This is a genomic window from Paraburkholderia bannensis NBRC 103871, assembly GCF_000685015.1.
Classification (GTDB): Bacteria; Pseudomonadota; Gammaproteobacteria; order Burkholderiales; family Burkholderiaceae; genus Paraburkholderia; species Paraburkholderia bannensis.
Genome location: NZ_BAYA01000001.1, coordinates 470,414 through 492,595, shown reverse-complemented (window position 1 = coordinate 492,595; position 22,182 = coordinate 470,414). Strand labels below are relative to the sequence as shown.

Annotated in this window: 30 protein-coding genes; 24 read left to right on the top strand and 6 right to left on the bottom strand. The window is 61.2% G+C overall.

The annotated features are described in order from the left end of the window. The first annotated feature begins 32 nt into the window (after nucleotides 1-32). From BBA01S_RS02190 to BBA01S_RS02100, 19 genes are all read left to right on the top strand, one after another. A complete protein-coding gene (locus tag BBA01S_RS02190; protein ID WP_027815003.1) occupies nucleotides 33-731 on the top strand; it encodes a phage adaptor protein in 699 nt (232 codons plus the stop codon). Beyond that, nucleotides 731-2,245 (top strand): hypothetical protein, encoded by a 1,515-nt coding sequence (locus BBA01S_RS02185; RefSeq protein ID WP_027815002.1) that lies wholly within the window; start codon nucleotides 731-733, stop codon nucleotides 2,243-2,245. The genes BBA01S_RS02190 and BBA01S_RS02185 overlap by 1 nt, the downstream gene beginning before the upstream one ends. 29 nt (nucleotides 2,246-2,274) lie before the next feature. Continuing rightward, nucleotides 2,275-2,574 (top strand): hypothetical protein, encoded by a 300-nt coding sequence (locus BBA01S_RS02180; protein ID WP_042295629.1) that lies wholly within the window; start codon nucleotides 2,275-2,277, stop codon nucleotides 2,572-2,574. 4 nt (nucleotides 2,575-2,578) lie between these two features. After that, entirely contained in the window at nucleotides 2,579-2,989 is a 411-nt protein-coding gene (locus tag BBA01S_RS02175; protein WP_027815000.1) for a hypothetical protein, read from the top strand. Further along, nucleotides 2,986-3,960: a hypothetical protein gene (locus tag BBA01S_RS02170; protein ID WP_156965823.1), complete on the top strand. Its 975-nt coding sequence runs from the start codon at nucleotides 2,986-2,988 to the stop codon at nucleotides 3,958-3,960. The genes BBA01S_RS02175 and BBA01S_RS02170 overlap by 4 nt, the downstream gene beginning before the upstream one ends. A 20-nt stretch (nucleotides 3,961-3,980) precedes the next feature. Then, nucleotides 3,981-4,277 carry a hypothetical protein gene (locus BBA01S_RS39730; protein ID WP_156965822.1) on the top strand — a complete coding sequence of 99 codons (297 nt, stop codon included), beginning with the start codon at nucleotides 3,981-3,983 and terminating at the stop codon, nucleotides 4,275-4,277. Nucleotides 4,278-4,426: 149 nt separating this feature from the next. Beyond that, nucleotides 4,427-4,606 (top strand): hypothetical protein, encoded by a 180-nt coding sequence (locus BBA01S_RS39725; protein ID WP_042295624.1) that lies wholly within the window; start codon nucleotides 4,427-4,429, stop codon nucleotides 4,604-4,606. Between the two features lies 1 nt (nucleotide 4,607). Then, nucleotides 4,608-6,578: a mediator complex subunit 15 domain-containing protein gene (locus tag BBA01S_RS39720; RefSeq protein ID WP_052391650.1), complete on the top strand. Its 1,971-nt coding sequence runs from the start codon at nucleotides 4,608-4,610 to the stop codon at nucleotides 6,576-6,578. Further along, a complete protein-coding gene (locus BBA01S_RS46590) occupies nucleotides 6,575-8,746 on the top strand; it encodes a hypothetical protein (protein ID WP_156965821.1) in 2,172 nt (723 codons plus the stop codon). The genes BBA01S_RS39720 and BBA01S_RS46590 overlap by 4 nt, the downstream gene beginning before the upstream one ends. 243 nt (nucleotides 8,747-8,989) lie before the next feature. Continuing rightward, nucleotides 8,990-9,814 carry a tail fiber domain-containing protein gene (locus BBA01S_RS02145; RefSeq protein ID WP_027814996.1) on the top strand — a complete coding sequence of 275 codons (825 nt, stop codon included), beginning with the start codon at nucleotides 8,990-8,992 and terminating at the stop codon, nucleotides 9,812-9,814. Continuing rightward, complete coding sequence (locus BBA01S_RS02140) at nucleotides 9,811-10,275, top strand: hypothetical protein (protein ID WP_156965819.1); 465 nt, start codon at nucleotides 9,811-9,813, stop codon at nucleotides 10,273-10,275. Before BBA01S_RS02145 ends, BBA01S_RS02140 begins: the two co-directional genes overlap by 4 nt. 10 nt (nucleotides 10,276-10,285) lie before the next feature. Continuing rightward, the gene (locus tag BBA01S_RS02135) at nucleotides 10,286-10,576 is read left to right on the top strand and encodes a hypothetical protein (RefSeq protein ID WP_027814994.1); all 291 of its coding nucleotides are present in this window, start codon (nucleotides 10,286-10,288) and stop codon (nucleotides 10,574-10,576) included. Then, nucleotides 10,569-10,784: a hypothetical protein gene (locus BBA01S_RS02130; protein ID WP_027814993.1), complete on the top strand. Its 216-nt coding sequence runs from the start codon at nucleotides 10,569-10,571 to the stop codon at nucleotides 10,782-10,784. Before BBA01S_RS02135 ends, BBA01S_RS02130 begins: the two co-directional genes overlap by 8 nt. Next, nucleotides 10,777-11,133: a hypothetical protein gene (locus tag BBA01S_RS02125; protein ID WP_027814992.1), complete on the top strand. Its 357-nt coding sequence runs from the start codon at nucleotides 10,777-10,779 to the stop codon at nucleotides 11,131-11,133. The genes BBA01S_RS02130 and BBA01S_RS02125 overlap by 8 nt, the downstream gene beginning before the upstream one ends. Then, nucleotides 11,120-11,620 carry a lysozyme gene (locus BBA01S_RS39715; protein ID WP_052391649.1) on the top strand — a complete coding sequence of 167 codons (501 nt, stop codon included), beginning with the start codon at nucleotides 11,120-11,122 and terminating at the stop codon, nucleotides 11,618-11,620. Before BBA01S_RS02125 ends, BBA01S_RS39715 begins: the two co-directional genes overlap by 14 nt. Further along, entirely contained in the window at nucleotides 11,617-11,823 is a 207-nt protein-coding gene (locus BBA01S_RS39710) for a hypothetical protein (protein ID WP_042295619.1), read from the top strand. The genes BBA01S_RS39715 and BBA01S_RS39710 overlap by 4 nt, the downstream gene beginning before the upstream one ends. 19 nt (nucleotides 11,824-11,842) lie before the next feature. Next, entirely contained in the window at nucleotides 11,843-12,373 is a 531-nt protein-coding gene (locus BBA01S_RS39705; protein WP_063750515.1) for a hypothetical protein, read from the top strand. Then, nucleotides 12,373-13,092, top strand: coding sequence for a lipase family protein (locus tag BBA01S_RS02105; protein WP_042295617.1), 720 nt, complete (start codon nucleotides 12,373-12,375; stop codon nucleotides 13,090-13,092). Before BBA01S_RS39705 ends, BBA01S_RS02105 begins: the two co-directional genes overlap by 1 nt. A 178-nt stretch (nucleotides 13,093-13,270) precedes the next feature. Continuing rightward, on the top strand, nucleotides 13,271-13,504 hold the full coding sequence (locus tag BBA01S_RS02100; RefSeq protein ID WP_027814990.1) for a hypothetical protein: 234 nt from the start codon (nucleotides 13,271-13,273) through the stop codon (nucleotides 13,502-13,504). Between the two features lie 21 nt (nucleotides 13,505-13,525). Here BBA01S_RS02100 and BBA01S_RS48600 read toward each other — a convergent pair whose 3' ends face one another. The 5 genes from BBA01S_RS48600 to BBA01S_RS02070 all read right to left on the bottom strand — a co-directional run bounded on the left by BBA01S_RS48600 (nucleotide 13,526) and on the right by BBA01S_RS02070 (nucleotide 16,322). Further along, nucleotides 13,526-13,744, bottom strand: coding sequence for a type II toxin-antitoxin system HicA family toxin (locus BBA01S_RS48600; RefSeq protein ID WP_156965818.1), 219 nt, complete (start codon nucleotides 13,742-13,744; stop codon nucleotides 13,526-13,528). Between the two features lie 35 nt (nucleotides 13,745-13,779). Beyond that, nucleotides 13,780-14,043 (bottom strand): type II toxin-antitoxin system HicB family antitoxin, encoded by a 264-nt coding sequence (locus BBA01S_RS39695; protein ID WP_052391648.1) that lies wholly within the window; start codon nucleotides 14,041-14,043, stop codon nucleotides 13,780-13,782. Between the two features lie 251 nt (nucleotides 14,044-14,294). Further along, entirely contained in the window at nucleotides 14,295-14,771 is a 477-nt protein-coding gene (locus tag BBA01S_RS48595) for a hypothetical protein (protein WP_042295613.1), read from the bottom strand. A 678-nt stretch (nucleotides 14,772-15,449) separates the two neighbouring features. Beyond that, nucleotides 15,450-15,722, bottom strand: coding sequence for a hypothetical protein (locus BBA01S_RS02080; RefSeq protein WP_027814989.1), 273 nt, complete (start codon nucleotides 15,720-15,722; stop codon nucleotides 15,450-15,452). Between the two features lie 351 nt (nucleotides 15,723-16,073). Next, nucleotides 16,074-16,322 carry a hypothetical protein gene (locus BBA01S_RS02070; protein ID WP_027814988.1) on the bottom strand — a complete coding sequence of 83 codons (249 nt, stop codon included), beginning with the start codon at nucleotides 16,320-16,322 and terminating at the stop codon, nucleotides 16,074-16,076. A gap of 496 nt (nucleotides 16,323-16,818) precedes the next feature. On the opposite strand from BBA01S_RS02070, the gene BBA01S_RS02065 reads away from it, so the two are divergent. The 5 genes from BBA01S_RS02065 to BBA01S_RS02045 all read left to right on the top strand — a co-directional run bounded on the left by BBA01S_RS02065 (nucleotide 16,819) and on the right by BBA01S_RS02045 (nucleotide 20,389). Beyond that, on the top strand, nucleotides 16,819-17,433 hold the full coding sequence (locus BBA01S_RS02065; protein WP_027814987.1) for a glutathione S-transferase family protein: 615 nt from the start codon (nucleotides 16,819-16,821) through the stop codon (nucleotides 17,431-17,433). A 188-nt stretch (nucleotides 17,434-17,621) separates the two neighbouring features. Further along, complete coding sequence (locus BBA01S_RS02060) at nucleotides 17,622-17,831, top strand: hypothetical protein (RefSeq protein ID WP_027814986.1); 210 nt, start codon at nucleotides 17,622-17,624, stop codon at nucleotides 17,829-17,831. Nucleotides 17,832-18,140: 309 nt separating this feature from the next. Continuing rightward, nucleotides 18,141-19,550: an FAD-containing oxidoreductase gene (locus tag BBA01S_RS02055; RefSeq protein WP_027814985.1), complete on the top strand. Its 1,410-nt coding sequence runs from the start codon at nucleotides 18,141-18,143 to the stop codon at nucleotides 19,548-19,550. Then, nucleotides 19,547-19,870, top strand: a complete 324-nt coding sequence (locus BBA01S_RS02050) for a cupin domain-containing protein (protein WP_027814984.1) — start codon at nucleotides 19,547-19,549, stop codon at nucleotides 19,868-19,870. Before BBA01S_RS02055 ends, BBA01S_RS02050 begins: the two co-directional genes overlap by 4 nt. 42 nt (nucleotides 19,871-19,912) lie before the next feature. Continuing rightward, nucleotides 19,913-20,389, top strand: a complete 477-nt coding sequence (locus BBA01S_RS02045; protein WP_027814983.1) for a metallophosphoesterase family protein — start codon at nucleotides 19,913-19,915, stop codon at nucleotides 20,387-20,389. Nucleotides 20,390-20,476: 87 nt separating this feature from the next. Here the strand turns inward: BBA01S_RS02045 and proP are convergent, their stop codons facing one another. Then, the gene (gene proP, locus BBA01S_RS02040) at nucleotides 20,477-21,931 is read right to left on the bottom strand and encodes a glycine betaine/L-proline transporter ProP (protein ID WP_027814982.1); all 1,455 of its coding nucleotides are present in this window, start codon (nucleotides 21,929-21,931) and stop codon (nucleotides 20,477-20,479) included. Between the last annotated feature and the right edge of the window lie 251 nt (nucleotides 21,932-22,182).

Sequence of the window (22,182 nt, the reverse complement as noted above, 5' to 3'; positions counted from 1 at the left end):
CATAGCCGCGCTTTAATTTACGGGGTGATTTAATGACGATCTTCGTCCCCGCCGCCTATCCGTCTCAGTACCCGCTAGATGCGGTACGCGATTACCAGACGCTGCAACAAGCGGTTCTCAACTGGTTCGCGCGCGCTGGTGACACGAATCTTGGTGGGTTCATCGACTACTTCATTCAGGTAGCAGAAGAGCGCATCTATCGGGACATCTTCACGCAGAACAAGGGATCTGGCGTAGCCCCTCTGGAAACGGCTATCAGCACCACGATCAACGCGAACGGTGTCGTGCCGCTGTCGGTGATGCCGGGCTATCTCGGGATGCACCATCTTCTGGTGAGCATCGACAACTGCACGTTCGAGCTGATCCGCAAGAATCCCGAGTACATCTACACGAACCACTCGTTTCGCGCGCCATCCGCGCCGCCGCAATACTTCGCGCGAGAAGGTCAGCAAATCATCTTCGGGCCGTTCCCAGATAGCGCTTATGCAATCACAGGCATCTATTGGCAGCGCTTTCCGCCGCTCTCCGCGACGAATCCGGTTTCGTGGATGACGCAGACGGTGCCGCTGCTGCTTTTGCAGGCGTGCAATGCCGCAGTTGCTGCGTTCCTGAAGGATCAGGAGGCGCTCCAATTTTGGGAGCCGTCGTATCAGCAGACGCTCGCTTCGTTCCTGCTGGCCGACCGCGCTGAGTCGTGGTCTGGCTCAGCCCCTTCCATGGTGGCTGGATAATGCAACTGCCCATCGCCGATTACGCGCCGGATCTCCCGCCGAACAACGCGAGCGGCGCGTCGGGAAACATCGTCAATCTCTTCCCGCGCACGAAAGAAAGCTGGGGCCCGGTTGGCACGCTCTCGACGTTCAATCAGAGCGCGCTAACGTCGCAATGCCTCGGTGCCTTGACGGCGATCGACAGCGGCGCGAACAACTATCTGTTTTGCGGCGACGCAGGCAAGCTCTACGAGTTCGCGCCGGGAGGCACGGCCTTCGTGAACGTGAGCAAGTCGGGCGGTTATACGGTGCCGCTGGGTGAGAAGTGGAATTTCACGCAATACGGCCAGCGCGTGATCGCGGCTGCTTTCGGGCAGAACCTTCAGTCGTTCGTGCTCAATTCGAGCACAGCATTTGCCGATCTCGCCGGCTCGCCGCCCCAGGCGCGCTACATCACGACGATCAAGGATTTCGTGATGGTCGGCAACACGTTCGACGGTACGAACGGTGAGCAGCCGCAGCGCGTTCAGTGGTGTGCGATCGACGATCCGACGACATGGCCCGCTTCGGGAAGCGTGACGGAAGCGCAGTTGCTCGCTGGCTCGCAGATTATCCCTGGCGATCAGGGATGGATCATGGGGCTCGTCGGAAACCTGGGTAATGCAGACGGTGCCGTGTTCTTCGAGCGCGCGATCTGGCGTGTCGTGTTTCAAGGTTCGCCGACCATATTCGGCTTCTATCCGGCGGAAGGTGTGCGCGGCACACCAGCGCCCAAGTCGATCGTGCAACTCGGCGCGCTTGCCTATTACCTGGGCGAAGACGGCTTCTATGCCTTCGACGGATCGCAGTCGATCCCGCTTGGCGTCGATCGAGTCGACAAGACCTTCTGGGCCAACGTGAACATGGCCTATCTGTACAACGTCGTTGGGGCTGTCGATCCGATCAACCGCCTTGTGATGTGGTTGTATCCGTCGAATTCCTCGTCGAACGGGGTGTGCGATTCGCTGCTCGTGTTTAATTGGGCTCTCAACAAATGGGGCTTTGCACAGGTCAACGCCGAATACATTTTCCGCGCGATCACGCAGGGTTACTCGCTCGATTCGCTAGACAGCACCGGCTATACGCTCGACACGCTGCCGTTTTCGCTCGACTCGCGCGTGTGGGCTGGCGGCCAGATCCTGATGGGGGCGTTCAATCCGTCGCATCAGCTCTCATACTTTACCGGTACGCCGGCGAACGCCACTGCTGACACTGTGGAACTTGAGCCCTTCGGTTCGCAAGGCAAGCGTGCGTATCTCTCATCGGTGCGCCCGATGATTGATGGTGCAGCGCCGACGGTTCAGATCGGCACGCGCAACCGACTGATCGACGCGCCGTCGTTTTCGAGTTCGAGCGCTGTTAACGCCAACGGGGAGTGCCCGGTGCGTGCCGATGCCCGCTACATGCGCGCGCGGATCCAGACGAGCGGCTCCTTCACGCACCTGCAAGGCGTGGAGATTCCGGAAGACTCGATCCACATGTCTGGGCGCCGATGATGCAAAGGGGCTATCAGGCAGTTCCGTTGATGCTCCCGAACGAGAAGGAGCATCGTCGGCAGATCGCGCAGGCAGTGAATAACCAGCTTGGCGGGAAGCTCAATGCAACTGCGAGCGTCACGCTGACGCCAAGCGCCACGAGCACGACGCTGACCGATTCAAGGATCGGTGCGAACACCTTCATCGGATTCACGCCGCGCACGCTCAATGCCTCGACTGCCTGGATCTCCGGGCTGTACGTGTCGGCCAAGAAAAACGGGCAGGCGACGATCACGCACGCCAGCAGCCCGAATACAGACCAGACGTTCGACGTCCTTCTCATCGGCTGATTACATGCTCTACGGCATTCAAAAACACCTCATCGATGAGGTGTGGGACGAGGTTCGTCCGTGGATTGCTGCTGCGTGCAAAACCTCGCGCGGCAAATTCGACGAAAACGATATCCGCATCGAACTTCTGGAAGGAACCAATCAGCTCTGGATCTGGCGCACCGAAACGGCCTACGCAGTGGGAGTGACGTGCATCGCGAATTACCCGAAACAGGCCGTTTGCCAGATTCGCATCGTCACCGGCCGCAATCGCGCCGAGTGGCAAATCCCAGCCATGCAAACGATGGAAGCGTGGGCGAAGGCCAACGGTTGCGCAGCCATGGAATTGCAGGCGCGGCCGGGTTGGTGGCGCGGGTTTCTACATCGCCTTGGCGGCTACGAAATGACTCACCTCTATGTGGAGAAGCGACTGTGATCCGCAACCCTCGACAACTCCACCTGATGCGCCTCGGGCTCGTCATTGCCAATGGCGGCGGCGGTGGGAACACCACGAGCAACACCGTTGCGACTCCATGGACGGGGCAGCAGCCCTATCTCTCCAGCGTGTTCGGAGGGGCCTCGAACACGTACAACCAGTTCGCGAGCAATCCTTCGTCTTCCGTCGCAGGCTTTACGCCGATGCAGCAACAGGCGATGCAGGACACCCAGAATGTCGCGAATGGAACGCAGTTCGGACAGGCGGCTAACGTCAACAACTCAGCCGGCGCGTACGCCAACAATCTGCTCAATGGGCAGTACCTGAATTCGAATCCGGGGAATTCGACTTTCAGCGCGATCGCGAACGGCTCCAACAATCCCTACACATCGAGCGCGATGGATGCGGCGAATAGCGCTATCACGCGTGCATACCAGACCGCCACGGCCCCGCAGACGTCGAGCGCGATGGAAGCCTCTGGCCGATACGGTTCGGGTGCCTATCAGAACGCCGTGAGCCAGAATCAGCAGGATCTCGCGACGCAACTCGGCAATACCGATGCAAACCTTGCGAACACGATGTATCAGCAGGGGATCCAGAATCAGCTTGGGGCCGCGCAAGGCCTGTCGAGCAACTACAACACGGCGGCGCAGCAGCAGCTCGGCGGGTTATCGATGGCTCCGAACATGGTCAATTCGATCAACTCGGCGGCCACGAACCTCTACAACATGGGCGGCAATCAGCAGGCGCTTCAGCAGTCGCAGATCAACGCGCCGTGGCAACTGCTGAACAACTACTCGAACCTGATTCAAGGCCAGTACGGCGGCAACACGAGCACGTCGACGCCTTACTACACGAACAACCTTGCCGGCGCCATGGGTGGCGCGCTCGGCGGTGCTGCGCTTGCGGGTTCGTTGGGCGCGAGTCCCGCTTATGGCGCGGCCGCAGGCGGTCTGATGGGCTTGCTCTAAGGGGAAATAGATGAGCGCATTTGGTTGGCTTCTCCCGGTTGCGGCCGGCATTGGCGGGGCGGCGCTCGGCACGCTCATGGCTCCTGGTGCAGGAACTGCTGCCGGCGCGTCTGCCGGCGCTGGCGCGGCCGGCGCAACGGGTGCCGTTACCGCGGCTGGATCGGGTCTTGGCGCGGCGCTCGGCGGCGGCGCGGCTGGTGCTGGCATGGGGACTGCAACAGGCGCTGGAATGGGTGCCGCTGGCGCTGGAATGGGAAGCGCGCTTGGCGCAGCACCTGCTGGCCTGTTCAGCGGTTTGCTCCCGGGTGGCGGCATGATGGGCACCGCGAGCGGCGCGCTCGGGGGTGGTCTCTCTGGCGCAACGGCCGGCGCGGCTCCTATTGGCGGCGCATCCATGGCGGGAATACTGGGCGGCGGGATGAGCGCCCAACAGGCGGCAATGCTCGGTCGAGCTGGAATGGGGCTCATGCAGCAGAGCCAGCAACAGCCGCAGGCTCAAGCGGCAGCCGCGCGCCCGATGGCTTTCGGCAACGCGCCTCAGCGCAATCCGCAGATCGCGCAGCCGATGCCGTACGCGCAGGCGCTTCAGCAGCAGCCTCAGCAGTTCGGCTTTGGCTCGCTGCCGTACGGATACATGGGGGCATGATATGGCCGGTCTTTTCGATCCCACCGACCCGACGGCAGGCGGTCTGATGAGCGGCTTTGCGCCGTCGCAGGGGATGCCAGGTGTCATGGGCATGCTCGCGAATCCGCAGACCGCTGGCCTGCTCGGTATGGCAGGCGGTCTGTTGCAGGCATCCGGCCCGTCGCGCCTGCCCGTGACGAATGGCATGGCGCTCGGTAGCGGCCTCCAGGGCATGCAGCAGGGTATCGGCAACGCGATGCAGAACCAGCGTTCCATGCTCACCATGCAGGCCATGCAGGGTCTTCTTGGGGGCAACGGCGGGGCTACCGCACCTCAATCGCCCGGAGCGTCCATGTCGAGTTTGGGTGGCCCGAATTCGATGATGCCGGCCACGATGGGCGGTTCTGGCGGCGTGCCGGATGGTTCGAGCGGGGGGGGCGCGCCGACACCGGGCGGCGCATCGATCTTCGGCCGCACGCCTCAGCAGCTCTGGAATCAGGGGATGCTGATGAACATGGCCGGGATCCCAGGCGGTGCGGACATGATGAAGATGGCCGCGCAGTACGATCCGACGCTTCAGGCTCAGATGCCTACCGACATCACAAAGATGGGCGTGCAGGGGGGTATGACGCCGCAGCAGATTCAGGCGGCCAACGTTGCTGGCGTCAACAAGGCGAATTACATCGCGCCAGTGAACGCACGTCCCGGCTCGATCCTGCGTGATCCGCTCACCATGCAGCCGATGGCGTTCAACCCGAACATTCCGGCCGGCGGCACGCCGGTTTTCGATGCGTCGGGAAATGTGGTCGGCATCAGCTCGATTCCTGGCGCGGCCGGCGTGACTTCAGCAATGGCCGCAGCCAAGACGGCTGGCGAAGGTACCATGCTGCCGTATTCCGGATTTGACGCGCAGGGCAATCCGCTCCCCGTCACGAACCGTACAGCGGCTGCTACGCAGGGTGGCATTGGATCCGCACCAACGTTGTCGGGAATTTTCGCGCAGCAAGAGTCGAGCGGTGGCAAGACGGCTCCTGATAACCCATTTCAGATTCAGCAGGGCACATTCAACCAGTACGCACAACCAAGCGAGTCGTGGAGCAATCCTGCAGATCGAAGTGCGGTCGCACAGCGCGTGCTCGCTGGATATAGTCAAAAGTACGGCGGCGATCTTGGGCGTGTGGCTACGGCTTACTTCTCTGGTGAAGGCAATGTTGCGCCAGCAGGCAGCCCGACGCCGTTCATCAAGAATACCGCGGACAGTAATGGGAAAACTGTGGCCTCGTATGTCGGTGACATTCTCGGGCGAGCGGGTGGGTCTGGATTTGGCGGTTCACCTTCGGCTGGAGGCGGCCAGATTTACGCTTCGCAGCCAATGGGAGCAAGCACTTTCGCGCAAGGTCAGGTGCAGCAGATGCAGAGCCGCTGGAATGCGCTCCGAGATCAAAACGCATCGGCTCAGACCGTGATCTCGCAGCTTCAGAATATCTCGTCACTTGCTCCGAGCGCGATTACTGGCGCCGAAGCCGACAAGCGCGCATATGTGAATGGGTTGCTGTCGTTAGTTGGCGTCCCTGGCGCGCAAGATGCGAAGACGGCGACGGATCTGCTCGACAAGTACAGCAACCAGATCATCGCGAAGCTCGGTCAAGGTGGGCTAGGCACCGACGCCGCGCGCTCAATTGTCTCGGCTGGCAATCCGAACGCTCACATGACGGTTCCAGCAATTCAGGAGGCCGTGCGCAATCTGAGCGGCCAGTATCAGATGACGCAGGCAAAGGCATCTTTGTTGCAACAATACGCCAACGGTAACGACCCATCTGGATATAACAAGGCCGAGACGACGTTTGACCGAAATGCCGACCCGCGCATCTGGGAATATCAGTCGATTCAGGATCCAACCGCGCGCCAGCAATTCGCGGCAGGCGTGCTGAAGCAGGATCCGAAGTTCGGTCAGAAAATTCAGGCGCTTGAGCAAATTGGAGCCTTGCAATGAGCATTGCAGATCAGTTTGCGGCTGATGCAGCGGCTAACGGTGGAGTCACACAACCTCCGGTATCGCTTGCGCAGCAGTTTGCCGCCGACGCTGCTGCTGGCGCGCAGCCAAACGTACGCTCAGCGGCATCGCAAAGAGCAACGGCGCAAGGCTTGAAACCGAATCCGCTTGCGACGTCTGGACTGGCAAATGATCTCGCTGCTGGCGGTGCATCGCCAGACACACTCGCGCAACTTGGGCAGATCGGCGGCGCAGCAGCACACAGCATTGGCAGCATGCTCAACAACGCTGCCAATGCTGTGGAGAAGGGAGTAGCGGCCGGCGCAAACATGATTCCCGGTGTTCGCGGATCGTCTTTAGGCAACTGGTTGACCAACACTGCGAATAGTGACGTCGCAGCGCAGTCTGCTGCCGATAAGCAATTTGCGGCTACAGCGTCGCCCGGGCAAAAAGCAACCGCGTTTCTTGCGCCAGCACTCCTTCCGATTGGGGGTGCAATGGCTGGGGCCGGCACGATCGGCAACGGCGTGGCGAGTGGACTTCGGATGCTTCCCGGCATGGGTAGTGGTGTCGGCTCGTCGATTGCAGGAGCGTTGGGCACGGGCGCGGGCAATGCCGCACTCGGAGCTGCATTTGGTGCTGCTGCGCCGGTTGACTCGTCGCAGCCCTATGGGGCCCAGTTGGCCCGCAATATGGGAATGGGTGCTGCACTGTCTGCTGGCTTTCCAGCAGCAGCGTCGCTTGTTCGCTCCGCAGGAGCACAGGTCGGAAACGCGCTGCGGCCAGTGTTGCAACCGGCGCGGTATGTTGGCGAGGGACTTGCGTCTGGATTCACACCGCAGGATGCCGCGACCGTTGCGGCTAACATTCGAAATGCACCGACTTATGTACCCGGTGCGGCACCTACCACGGCACAGGTCTCGGGGAGCCCGTATCTAGTACAAACAGAGAAGGCGTTGTCGAACTCGTCTCCGGATTTCCGCAATGGGTTGCTCAACCAGCAGATTGCAAATAACAATGCCCGCTGGGATGTAGTGAATGGAATTGCTGGGACGCCCCAGACGCTGCAAGGTGCAGTGGATGCTCGTGAAGCTGCTGCGGGGCCAGCCTATCAGGCGGCTCGGGCGAACACTTATCCCGTCGACCAGGATCTTGAGACGCTTATGCAGCGTCCAGCAATGCAACAAGCATTGGCACGCGGGATTTCAATAGCACAAAATGAGGGTAACCAAGGGTTCGCGCCAGCCGTTGCGGGTCAGGCCGCGCAGTACGCCAATCTGCCTACCGGTGGTGTCGGATTTAATGGGCAACCGCTCTTTCAGCAGGTATTGACACGCCCATCAACTCCTGGGCAGCCAGCGCAGATCTCGGGAGACGTCCTGCACTACATGAAGTTGGGGATGGATGATCTGCAAGCGAGTGCCGCGGAAAATACGCGTCTGGGCCCGCAGGAACGTCGCGCGATCAACACAGCGCAAGGCGATTTCCTGAACTGGCTGGACAATGCATCGCCGGATTATGCGCAGGGGCGCGCTGCATATGCTGCCAATTCGCCCCCGGTCAACACGATGACGGCTGCTCAGCGATTGCAGGCTGATTTGGCGCAATTGTCGCCGAATGCAGCGCAGGTTCCGAACATCACCTATCCTGCCTTCCGCGGGCGATTTGCGCAGGCGCTCCGAGGTGATCCAAACGTCGCGCAGTTCGGTATCGATCCCGCTGCACAGGCCGCTTTGCAGGGAGTCCAATCGGATCTTCAGAGGGAGATGGTATCGAATTCAATTCGTTCACCCGGATCTGATACAGCCTACAACTTGGCTGCAAACGGATGGCTCGCGCGCAACCTGTATGGGCCAGGTTTTCAAGGCGCTACCGGGTTAGGGAAGGGCGCTGCCGCGGCGGCGACCGCGATTGCGGGTCATCCAGTAGCGGCCCTTGGGGTCTACGGCGCCGGGAGTCGGTTGGGGCAGATGGTGGGGGATCGACTTCAGGCGCAACTCGGCGACTATTTGCTTAATCCATCAACGGTTCTTCCGTTCCTCGACAGTCGGGCCAACGTTAATGGGCTCCCCATTAACGGCTTCCATAATGCGGTGGGTCAAGGACTTCTGCGTTACGGGCGCCCAGTCGCTCTCGGAGGTCTTTTGGGTTCCTTCGTAAATCCCTAGCAGGAATGCTGGGATGCCTACGATCAATAGGGCCATTACCCAATGATCAATCAAGAACTGGAAGAGCATGACAGACCCCGGAAGTTTCGAGCGATTGTAGCTCAACTAATAAAAGCCACCTTCGGGTGGCTTTTCTTTTTTGCAAGGTGATCCGAAATGCCTCTCTGGCAATGGTCTACCACTCCAGCAAACAACGCGAGCGCTGGATCGATTAATTGGGCTGAAGGGCAGCCGCCGAGCACCGTGAACGATTCGGCGCGCCAGATGATGGCCGATGTCGCGGCATGGTTTGCGGGGCCTGAATGGCTGAATTACGGCCAGACGCCGACATACGTCAGCGCGACGCAGTTCACGCTCGCCGGCAATCAGGCATCGATCTACACCGTCGGGCGCCGCGTGCGCGCCACGGTATCGGCTGGCACGATCTACGGCACGATCACGGCATCTGCTTACACGTCGCTCACGACCGTAACGGTGGCATGGGACTCGGGATCGCTCGACAGCGGCGTCTCCGAGGTCGATGTCGGGATTATGGATCCCACCCATACCACGCTGCCGAGCGGGATTCCGGCGACGCTTTCAAAGCTCACGGTGAATGCGTCGAGCATGTATCTGGGTGGCGGGTCGCTTGCAGCAGAAGTCGACCTGATCATGAACAACGCGAATACCGCCGGTCAGTATTTCCTGAACAATTCCGGCCTGATCGGGTTCTACGACCTGACGCGCACGATCCTGCGGTTTTCGTCGGACACGTCAGGGAATTTCACGGCCGCCGGAAACATCACGGCGAATTCCGACGAGCGCCTCAAGGACAACTGGCAAGACGTTCAGCCGGGATTTCTCGAAGCGATCGCCGAAGTGCAAAGCGGCACGTTCGAGCGCATAGCCACCGGCGAGCGCAACGCGGGCGTCACGGCGCAGTCGCTGCAAAAAGCACTTCCCGAGGCGGTTCTCAAAGGCCCGGATGGATTCCTGTCGGTGGCCTACGGACAGGCCGCTCTTGTGGTGTGCGTCGAGCTCGCGCGGGAGGTGTTGCGCCTGCGTTCACTGCTGGAGCCCGTCAAATGACGCTCCCGAGTAGCTTTCCCCTTTCCATGTCTCAGGTCGCAGCAGAACTGGGTCTGTCGCTGCCTCTGTCCTTAAGCCATCCGTGGGTGCTGGCGCTCGTCAACAAGGCCGGGCTTCCAGTGAGCTTCACCGATCTGCTTGGGCGCTCTGGATCATTCAATGGGTCGCTGACTGGCAACGCTGCGGGCGGCGCAAATGTGCAGATCTCTTTCGGCGGCGCGCCGATGTTCGGCAGCACGCTGAACGTGTGCACGCTAGAGCCGTCGATTACAACGACCGTCCTGTCTTTCAATTCCGTGCCGCAGTACACGGGAAATCTGAAGCTGACCAATAACACGACCGGTGTGAGCCTCGTTCTTCCGCATGCCAGCGGTGGCGTGTGGCAGAACTCCAGCTCCGCGCCGGCCAATCTACTACGTGCAGGCTTCACGGATAGCTTCACGCTAGTTCCTTCCACTTAACGGGGTCTTCATGGATCAAGCCATGCTCATTGCCGAACTCCGCGCGCGAGTCGATGCGACCGACGACGCGATTGAAAAGCTCGACGCGCGCGTGACGCGACACGACGAGATTATCGCCACCTTGCGCGAGGCCGTCGCCAAGGTAGCGACGAAAGAAGACGTGGCCGCGCTCCGGGACGACATCAACAAGACGCACTCCCAGCAGATGTCCGACGCCATCAACTCGATCCCCGGCCGGTGGGCGGCGATCTTCGCCGGGATTCTTGCCCTGGCCGAAATCATCAAGCTATTCCATGGATGAAATCACTGAAGGGCGCTTCGCGCTGCTCGATGACCGCCTCGACCATTACGGGGAGCGGATCGCAGCGCTGGAAACCGCGCACGCGGATCGTGAGGCCGACGACAAGCACGCCGAGGGCATGCGCCTGAACTGGATCGTCGTGGCTCTTTTCGCATTCGAGCTGCTCATCGGCGGCTGGCAACTCTGGTGGACTGTCCATCATGCGTGAATTCATCATGCGGCTCTATCTGACGATCCGCAAACCGCGCAATTTCCTGAAGATCGTTTTCGTCTTCATCGGCACTTCACTGGCGCTCCACTGGCTGCGTGGCTATGACGCCGACTTTGGCGCAACGAACCTCATTCTGTCGATCGACGCCACGATCGCCGGCACGATCATGCTGATGTTCCAGGAAGAGGGCGCTGAACGCATGGAGCGCATGGTTGAAGCGCTCATCGGCATGGCCGAGGCCGCACATTCGCGCGACGCCGAACAACTCGCACTTCTACGCTCGATGAAAGACGCGGACGAGCGTCTCCTGAAAATCCTCACCGGAGAGAAAAATGACCTGGCTTGATATTGCACTTCCGCTCATCAAGGGATGGGAGAAATGCCGCCTGGTAGCTTACCCAGACGCACGCTACGGATGGCGCAAAGCCACCGTGGGATGGGGCGCTACTGGGCCGGCCATCACGCAGGGAACCGTATGGACGCAAGATCAAGCGGACGCTGATTTGATTTACCGTGTAACGGGCATCGGCGCGCATATCGATTCGCTCGTCACCGTGCCACTTACCGACGAGCAGAAGGCCGCGCTGTGCGACCTGATATACAACATCGGGCTCGGTGCATTCGAGAATTCGACTCTCCTGCGCATGCTTAACGGTCACAACGAGCAGGGCGCGGCCGATCAATTCCGCGTCTGGAATCAGAGTGATGGAGAGGTGCTTCAAAACCTCGTGGATCGCCGCGATGCCGAGCGAGCGCTATTCATTCTCGGGGCTGATTTCTCGAAGGATCCTGTACCGGGGGAAGCGCAGCCGCAACAGGAGGTGTCCGCATGAACCAGACATCTCCATGGCTTACTGGCGGCGCGACGATCACCGTTGCCACGCTTGAGCCGCTTGTGAGCTGGGCGCTCACCGGCTTCCACCAACCCATGCCCGCTGCTGTCCCCGGTGTCGTCGCCGCGCTGCTTCTGACCGGCGCGCACGCCGTCGTCAATCTCATCGCTTCCCACACCGGCAAGTCCGCCGAACCGAAGTAACCACCCCACGGAGTCACCCATGAAATCGAAGATGCTGCTTCTCGCGGCAGGCTTAGTCCTGTCCGCTCTCTTTGGCTGCTCGACCGCCCAACAGCAGACCGCCGCAGGCGATCTCGCGAAGCTCCAGACGACGGTCGTCAACGGCTGCTCGGTCGTGCAACCAACGCTGCAAAGCATCGCCGCGCTCGATCCGACCGTGGCCGCGGCTGCGACCGCAAATGGGCTGTTCTGCTCGACGGCCGGCGCCATCACCGTGACCTCTGTGCAGACGCTGCTCGCGACGGGCGTACCAGCGATCGAAAAAGCCATCAACGAGTCGACGCAGATCCCCGCGAATCAGAAGCCCATCTTCATTGCGGCGATCGGCATTTTCGAGTTGACGCTACAGAATGCGATCACGGTCTATGGGCAACCCCCAGCGGTAACTGTGCCGAATCCAATCCCAGTGCCAGCTTCGCCCGCGAATTCGTCAATTCCTACAGTCTGGCAAAACCCCGTCAATATGCCGTTGATCGTTCCTGGAACGATCCAGCAATTTGAGGCGTTGTAATGGACTGGACAGCACTGCTGCTCGCTGCACGGCGAGCAAACGCCGCGTATATCGAAGATCAAGCCGCCTCCAGGGCGGCTTTTTCGTCTCTGGGCGATGACTGGATATCGATGTATGCAGACGCAAGCCATCAGGCCGTGCTCTCCGCCACGCCCGCGGGCGAAACGCATCTGAGCATCAGCGGCACGCGCGCGAGCGAAGGAAAGCTGGCAGACGTGTGGGCGGATGCGCGGCTTGATCCAGTTCTGTGCGGCGGGGGGACAGCGACCGCAGGCGTGTGCGAGGGGATGCAGGAGCTTTGGGATTGGGTTCTCCAGACCGTCCCGGCAGACATTACGATCTCCGTATGCGGTCATTCGCTCGGCGGCGCGCGCACGCATCTGACGCCTGCATTCGTCCCTCGCGAGCGCATCGGCGCGCTCCATTCGTTCGCCGCTCCCAAGTTCATCGCTGCGGACTTCTACGCCGCGCATCATGACGCACTTGCGAGCATGGTCTGCGTGCTCAACGGGCGCGACGGATGGGCTAGCTGGCCGTGGTTCGACAAGCGCTGGACTGCGCGCCCACCGCTCGAACATATCTGGTTGCACGACGCCGGCTTCGATCTCGTTCTGGGCGATCTATGGCCCGGTGGCTGGGCATTCGCCGATCACGACATGGATGCGTACCAGACTCGGATCACTGCGCTGGAGGCACTCGACGAGTATTCTAGGTACTGATGCTGTAGCCGCGTACTTATCTAGCGGCCTTCGAGCGCAAATACCGGAAAATCCCGCATTTAAAAACACAGCGAGGATCAGGCGGCGGGGCGTGGCTGCACCCCAAACTCGCCGTTCGTTTCGCGCAGACACTGCTCCATGCAGCCTCGCCTAGACTTGTGGTGAAGGAGGTGTGCCCATGGACAAAGAGCTAGTACTGGCCGTGCTGCGGAACTTCGCCCGCGACGACTCACTACAGGCTGCTGAGGCATTGTTCGATCTGATCGAGCTGCTGGCGAGGACTCACCAGACGATGGACAACGATGACTGGGAGGTCATTGCGATCGTCGGTGGCCTGCTGTGGCGCGCCGAGATGGGAGGGACGGATGCAGAGGGAGAGTTCGAGATGCTTATGAGGCGTCTGCGGAAATGAAAAACCCCGCACGGGGCGGGGCTACTTGACGAGCTTGAGTCTTCTTAAATCTTCAACAGACCAACCGATGTCGTCGAGCATGCCCTTTAGAAGCTTTGGCCCGAATGTCTTGTTGGGATGATAGTGAACTGAGACGCGGCTCTTTGTGTTGGGATGGCGATAAATGCGAATAGACCCAGGGCCCGGCTCAAGCTCGAACCCATCGCGCTCCAAAGCGCCGATCAACTCATCTGCAGACATGCTGCGGAGTTGATCCCAGATGTGCCCCGGGAAGCTCACGCTTCTACGAGCACTTCTTCTACGGATTCCGCAGCACCAAGACCGACGTGCGCACCTGCGGAGGGCATTATCCCCACAGGAATCGGTTCATCATGCCGAACCAACGACTGTACGTAGGCGCTGACCGCAAGCATGGCGTTGCTGCGCGCCTGGTCGGCCGTGTCTCCATCTACATGCACGCCTTTCAAATCGGGGCAATATGCGTAATACGAATCGCCGTCCTGTTCGACTTCGATCCGAACTTTGACCTTGAATTTCATGTGGCGACTCCTGTATTGACCAACGTGGGCGCCTACAGTCTATCGGAATGCGTGCGCGTACCGTAATTAACGGTTTCCTGCTTTGCTAGGTTTACCACAGATTGGCAGGAATCGAGTGTTTTCAGCAAATTTGATGCCGGGCGAATCGTCCGTCGACCAGACATTCCAATTATGGTCGCTACGTCAGTCCGGCCGCCACTTCGACAGCTCCGTGGTGCTGCTTAGCCCCCCCAAGTCGGGGCTGAGGAGCATCAGAAGGAAACGCGTCCAAACACCGCGATGCAGTTGTATCCGTTGCGCGCCGGGGGGATGTATGTAGCCTCCAGGGACGCCCGCCTGTATGTCAGACCAATGCTAGGAAGGATCCCGGGCCCGTGCCAACCGGAGCCATTCAGATACCCGGTTCGGACTGCTGCAAAGGCTGATACGCTGGTAGACAGTTTGAGAGTGGCTTGGTATCCACCGTAGACTGCATAGGCCTGCTGACGGAATGTGTCTCGGTAGGTTAGCGCGCCAGCGAACCACCCAGTCCCATCGAAGCGATATTCAAGGCCAACTCCCCAGTTGTACTGGTTGACTCCGTAACCAGCTTGCCCTGGGGGCACATCGTGGCCGAAGTGCCAGGACTTACCCATCAATAGAAGGTCGGTTTCAGCGTGGGCAGCCGATGGAACGTACAGGGCGGCAACGGAGATGACGAAAATTCTTGCTGTCTGACGAAGTGACATGTCGCTCTCTCATTTCCCCAACGCACCGGAATAAATTCGGGGCATTTTTGGGGGCATCAAAATTGATGGAATTGAGAGAGCCTTTTTAGATATTGGCTTGACGCGGAACAATCAAGTCCGGTCGCCGGCACCACAGGGCCCACCCTGAACATGCTTCGCAAGAAGCCCTGAAACCCGCGATGGCGTCATGCCTCGCGGGTTTTTTGTTGCGTGATCCGGTATCGAAGCAGGAAAGCGGCGTCGCAAACGTTAGCCGTTTGGCGCGGGCAGATGGGATACAGATGGGAAGACGAAGGCGCGGGAGAGGGCGAGCGGGCGGCCCGAAACGCGGTGAAATCGTTCGATCCGGCGTGAAGCCGTGACCTCGAAATCCGGAAACAGGCGGCGCTATGCCCGATCAGCGGCCGATCTGGCCGGTGCGCGGGTTCACCAGCCGGGCGAATCCGAACAATGCGGCAATGGCCAGCGGCGAAGCGATGTAGAAAGCGGTCAGCATGATACGAGATGGGACAAACCGTAACAAAATGTGTCTTTAGTCTAGCGCGCTGATGCGGTTTGAGTATCAGGGAGAACGACAACAAACTGTTGCGTAATCGCAAGTTTGAGATCGGGAGACCGGCGGGAGTGAGGCTGGAAAGCTTGCTGGGCGGGGGATTTGCGTGATTCGCGAGCAACGTCCTAGATGCAGTCGAATACCACCTCTACTGACTGCTGAGTGACGCCGCGCAGCCCTTCGCTGTGGACTTCGACGGTATGCAGCTCTTTCTTGCGCTTGTGGCAGTAGGCCTGCGCTTCCTTGATGCCAGCGGTGCGAACGCGATTCCACGAAACGATGTCCCACCGCGCACGGCTCGTCACGGAAAGGTGTCCATCCTGTCTCGAATTGATACCGGTGACCGTCGTGCACGCCGTCAGCATGCCGAGCCCGAGCAACAGGATGCTACCTTTCATAGATTCCCCTTGATTGCGCACCATTGTCGCCGCCAAACATCGGCATTGGCAACCCGAAAGAAAGGTTAGCAGACGTTAGGGGCAGCAGGAGATAAGCGCGCCGGACGGGCGTCGCGGATGGGGAAGAGGGGCGGTGGCCTTGCCACGAAGAAAGCGGCAGGCGCGTGCGTTCACATCGACGCAAGCATCGTTTTGCCCGCGGCGCGCCAGATTGCCGACTATATCGGAGAAGCCGAACCGACTCTGTTGTAGATCGTGCCGAGCCCGATGCGCTGCACCAGGCTCGCGCGAATCATCAGGCGCCCAGATCCCCGGCTACGAGGCGATGGGCGCTAGATTCGCTGCTGAAACTCAGTCGTGGCCCACGACCGAGCCGACTTGCGCCTGGCCGGAAACGAGGCACGACGACATGAAGTTTTCGCCCTGGCTGCGCGCGCCGATCGTGCTGAAGCCGCGCGCGAGCGCTTCGAGGCGCACCAGTTCGGAACCCTTCGCGCAGGAGACCGCGCCGTGCTCGTGCGCCTGCACACGAGTCAGCACTCGATTGCCGACGAGAAGTGCAAGGATGATGACGATGCCAATGTTGAATGCCTGTCTCATGATTTCGTCTCCTAGTGCGTTCAGACTATCCCAGGCTTTTAAACGATGAATCCAGGAGTTTCCCGGCGATGCGGTGCAACACATGCGGCGCATAAATCGACCTTGATTTTCAGCGTAAAGATGCTTCGGCATCCTGCTGTTATGAGGGTCGATCCGCTCTGCCTTATGCAATAAGGCTCTCGCTCTACAGGCGGCCCGACGGGCCTGGCATTGCGACGCAACAATGGCGCGTCGCGTCACCCGGCTTGTCTGCTAACTAAGGTAATCAAGGACAAAAATAATCGTACGTGGCAGATCGACTCGGCCATTGTTCTAACCGTCTGAGCGATTGATGCTGGTCAAATTCGCATAATTTGATCCGCCGATTTAGCACCGCTGATTAAGCTTATTAACCCGGCTGGTCAGGGGCGAGTGGCGCATCTTATGAGTCTTGAAATACGCAGGGCGATGCTGCACCATCGATGATCCGGTTCTCTTTTCTCAGGCGAGGTGAGCAATGCAGCTGATTGGCATGATGGATTCTCCCTACGTACGTCGCGTCGCGATCGCACTTCATGTGCTTGGCATGCCGTTCGAGCATCGCAGCGTGTCGGTATTCAGCCAGTACGACGAGTTCGCGCAGATCAACCCGGTCGTGAAGGCGCCCACGCTGGTCGACGACGACGGCACGGTGCTGATCGATTCCACGCTCATCCTCGATTACCTCGATCACAAGGTGCCTGCCGCGCAGCGACTTTTGCCCGAGGAGCGGCAGGAGCGCACCTTTGCGCTGCGCGTGAATGGTTTCGCGCTGGCGGCGATGGAAAAGACGATCCAGCAGGTCTACGAGCGCAAGTTGCGGCCCGAAGAGCGTCAACACGAGCCGTGGTTCGCGCGCGTGAACACGCAGATGCACGCGGCGTGGGACGTACTCGACAAGCTGATCGCGGGGCGCGGTGGCTGGCTTTGCGCAGGGCGTATCACCCAGGCTGACATCACGGCGGCAGTGGCGTGGCGCTTCACGCAATTCATCCTGCCTGGTGCAGTCGATCCGGCACGATATCCAGCAATCGCCGCGCTATCGCTGCGCGCTGAGGCGCTGCCGGAGTTTGTCGCCACGCCGCTGGAGTGACGGCAGCGCCCGTAGCCATGCGCAAACCCCGCAAACCCTTGTCCTGACGCTCGAACAGCGATTGTTCGAGTTTCGCGACAAGTGACTTCACGCGTAGGCCATTTATCGGCGGACGCTACATTCCTAGAATGGCTTCCATGTTAATGCCGCTGCGTCAGGACGACGCGGCGGTCGCAGCGGGAGCCGTCATGAAAGACTTTATCGAACGACAACTGTATCAGCCAGCGCTGGTTCTGCCGATGGTAGACCTGATGCAGCTGATGGTGTCGCTCGACTTCAACATGGGCCAGATCGGCTTGCTGGTGGCGACGCGCGGCGCGCGCGCTGCATTCCAGCGCTCGCGCGATCTCTGGTGCGCGAGCCACGGCTGCGCGGCGCCGGGCGAAAGCGTGCACTGACGTGCGCTGAGCGACGCAGGTTCGATCGTCGACTGGACACCCCAACGATTTCATAGATTTCACGTTTCCCCCCCGACGCGCAGCGGCATCGCCCGTTTGCTGTTGTGCTGTCACCCTGTAGGCCACCCCATGTTCCGGGGTGGCCTTTTTTTCTCGATTTCCGATCCGAAACTCGGCTGGGCGCGCTCGCGCGGCATGCGATGCCAGCGGCGTAACATGACGCGAACGCAGGCATTTCAGGCACTCCAGGCAAAACACGCGCGGCATGCGCCGTGCGCAAACTGCGTCCTTCCCGACAAGGAGAGCGGCATGGCACAGCGATTCGATGCAATCGTGATCGGTACGGGGCAGAGCGGGCCGCCGCTGGCGGTGCGCCTGGGCGCGAGTGGACGCAAGACGGCGATCGTCGAGCGCGCCGCGTTCGGTGGCACCTGCGTGAATGTCGGCTGCACGCCGACCAAGGCCTACGTGGCCTGCGCGCGCGCCGCACACGTGGTGCGGCACGCGGCGGATTACGGCGTGCGGATCGGAAACGACACGGGCCCCGGCGATGTGAGCGTCGATCTGGCCGCCGTGAAAGCGCGCAAGGACGCCATCATCGGCGCATCACGGGACGGTGTCGAGCGCTGGCTGCGTCATGCGAAAAACGTCACGGTGATGCAAGGACATGGCCGTTTCACGGGGCCGAAAACGATCAGTGTGATGTCCGAAGGCGGACACACGGAAGAGCTGGAAGCCGACGAAATTTTCATCAACACCGGCACGCGCGCCGCCGTGCCGCCAGTGCCAGGGCTCGAACGCATCTGGTACGAAACGAATTCCACGATCCTGGCGCTGACCGAATTGCCGTCGCATCTTGCGATCTGTGGCGGCAGTTATGTGGCGCTCGAATTCGCGCAGATGTTCCGCCGTTTCGGCAGCCGCGTGACCGTGCTGGTGCGCGGCTCGCGCATCCTCACGCGTGAAGACGACGACGTCGCGAAGGGCGTACAGGACGTGCTCGCGCGCGAAGGCGTGGAGTTTCGCTTCGGAAGCTCGCCGCAGCGCGTGGAGCCGCTGGGCGCGACGCCCGGACACGGCATTCGCATCAGCCTGGGCGATGAAGTGCTCGACGTCTCGCATCTGCTGTTCGCGACCGGGCGCATTCCCAATACCGACGATCTTGGCCTCGACGCCGCCGGTATCGAGTGCGACCCGCATGGCCTGATTCCCGTCGACGGCCAGTTGCGCACGCGCGCCGCAGGCGTGTGGGCCATCGGTGACGTGAACGGGCGCGGAGCGTTCACGCACACCTCCTACGACGATTACCAGATCGTTGCGGCCAACCTGCTCGACGGCGCGCAGCGCAGTGCCGATACGCGCATTCCCGCCTATGCCGTGTTCGTCGATCCGCCGCTCGCGCGCGTGGGGGCGAGCGAGCACGAAGTGCGTGCAAGCGGCAAGCCCGCACTGATCGCGACCATGCCGATGTCGCGCGTCGGGCGTGCGCGCGAGCGCGGCGAGACCGACGGTTTCATGAAGGCGCTCGTCGATGCACAGACGAAGCGCATTCTCGGCGCGACGATCTTCGGCATCGAAGGCGACGAGGCGATTCACACCTTCATCGACACGATGACGGCCGATGCGCCGTACACCACGCTGCAATTCGCGATGCACGTGCACCCGACCGTGAGCGAGCTCGTGCCGACCTTGCTCGACGGCTTGAGGCCGCTGCAATGAAAGACGGCGGCAATCTGTTCGAGGGCATCGACGCCGCAGCGCAGGAAGAAGTGTTCGAGCGGATCGTCGCGCAGCCGGGCGTGTTGATCGAGCGCATCGTTTCGACGGGGCAGGCGAGTCCGGAAGGCTTCTGGTACGACGATCCGCGCGACGAATGGGTGGTGTTGCTAACGGGCGCCGCAGAGCTGGAATTCGAGGCGCATCGCATGCGGATGAAACCGGGCGACCACGTGCACATTCGCGCGCATTGCCGGCATCGCGTCGCGTGGACAGATCCGCACCTGCCGACCGTATGGCTCGCCGTATACTTCGGCGGGTAAGTCGCGCGTCGTGCGCTTTTCTCCGCCCATCGAAATCGTCTTATGCCCCCCACGCCGCTTCGTGTCGCACTCGTTTCCGATACGCACAATCTCGTGCGCCCCGAGCTCTTGAGCTTCGTGCAAGGCTGCGACGCGATCATCCACGCGGGCGACATTTGCGACCCTCATGTGCTCGACCAGCTTGACCGCGTGGCGCCGCTCACTGCCGTGCGCGGCAACAACGATCGCGGCGCATGGGCCGAAGCGCTTCCGGTGCAGACTGTAGTCGAGATCGGCGGCATCGCGATCGTAGTGGTGCACGAGCTTCCCGATCTGCGCGGTGATCCTGCTTCGCAGGGCGTGGCTCTCGTCGTCAGCGGCCATTCGCACAAGCCCGTGCAGGAAATGCGCGACGGTGTGCTCTACGTGAATCCCGGCAGCGCTGGCCCGCGCCGCTTCAAGTTGCCGATCACCGCCGCGATGCTGACGATCGGAAACGGCGCTGCCTTGTTCGTCGAGCACACGACTCTCATCGACTGAACGGGTCGCACAAACGCAAAAAAGGCCAGCACGAAGCTGGCCTTTTTCAATTCTTTCCTTTCGGAAACGATTGGCTCTGCGATGGTGTTAGACGCGTGCGGGCATCGCCGCGTAGTCGTCGTCCATCTCGCGGGCAAGACGCACGCCGCGCAGGACTGCATGCGCTTCGGCCTTGGTGCTCACGCTGGGCGCCGAACCCGGCAGCGGACGGCGCGCCGTTTCGTGCAGCGCCAGCACCGAGACGATACCGACCACTGCGGCGCCCATCAGGTAGTACGCGGGCATCATGAGGTTCTGCGTGTGCTCGACGAGCCAGGCGGCGACCAGCGGCGTCGTGCCGCCGAACAGCGAAACCGACACGTTGAAGCCGATGGCGAGCGCGCCGTAGCGGATCGCGGTCGGGAACAGCGCGGGCAGCGCCGAGGGCATCACGCCCGTGAAGCACGACAGCAGCGCGCCCAGGATCAGCAGGCCGAGGAACACCGGCACGAGCGCACCCGTCTGGATCAGCGTGAGCGACGGAATCGCCAGCACGATCAGGCCCACGCAGCCCGCGAGCATCACCGGCTTGCGGCCGATCGCATCCGACAGGTGGCCGAACGCCAGCGTCATCGGCACCATCAGCACCATCACGGCGAGCACGATGAAGAGACCATGCGTTTCGTTGAAGTGCAGCGTCGCCGACAGGTAGCTCGGCAGGTACGACAGCGCCATGTAGTCGGTCACGTTGAAAATCAGCACGAGACCCACGCACAGCAGGAAGGGGCGCAGATGCTGCGTGAGCAGCGTGCCGAGCGTGAGCTTCGGACGCGCGACTTCTTCGGCTTCGCGCAGTTCGGCTTCCTTCTTGAACGCCGGCGTTTCTTCGAGCTTCATGCGGATGTACAGGCCCACGATGCCCAGCGGCCCCGCGATCATGAACGGCACGCGCCAGCCCCAGTCGAGCAGTTGCTGATGCGAGAGCAGCGAGGTCAGCACCGCGACCGTGCCTGCGCCGAACACATAACCGACCAGCGTGCCGATCTCCAGGAAGCTGCCCATGAAGCCGCGGCGCTTGTCGGTCGCGAATTCAGCGATGAACGTGGCTGCGCCGCCGTACTCGCCGCCGGTCGAAAAGCCCTGCACCAGACGCGCGAGCAGCAGCAGGATGGGCGCGGCAATGCCGATCGAGTGATACGACGGAATCAGGCCGATGGCGAAGGTGCCGCAGGCCATCATGATCATCGTCATCGCGAGCACGCGCTGGCGGCCGATCTTGTCGCCGAGCGGGCCGAACACCATGCCGCCGATCGGACGCACGAGGAAGGCGGCCGCGAAGGTGCCGAAGGTGGCGATGAGCTGGGCCGACGGGCTGCTCGACGGGAAGAACACCTGGCCGAGCGTGACGGCGATGTAGCTGTACACGCCGAAGTCGAACCATTCCATGGCGTTACCGAGCGCCATGGCGCCGACGGCGCGTTTGAGGAGGCTTTTGTCGACGATCGTGATGTCGTCGAGTGTCAGGTCGGATTGGGCCGACGAGCCGGAAGTGGAAGCGGTCAAGGTCTGCATCTCCAATGACTGCGACGAACTCTCGATGAGCTCGCCACGGTTGCCGGAGAGTGCCGTTTCGCGATAGCGGCCAGGGATGGCTGCGGGACGCGCGTGAACGCCGCAAAAAGAGACGTCCTGACCGGCTGCAACGTTGTTGGGTGCAGGCGGTGCGCGAGAGGCATGCTGAATGTCGCGAAACGACACTCGATCAAATTGTGCGTATGCGTTGCGCCTGCGTGGCCTTGTTGGGGGGCAGGGCA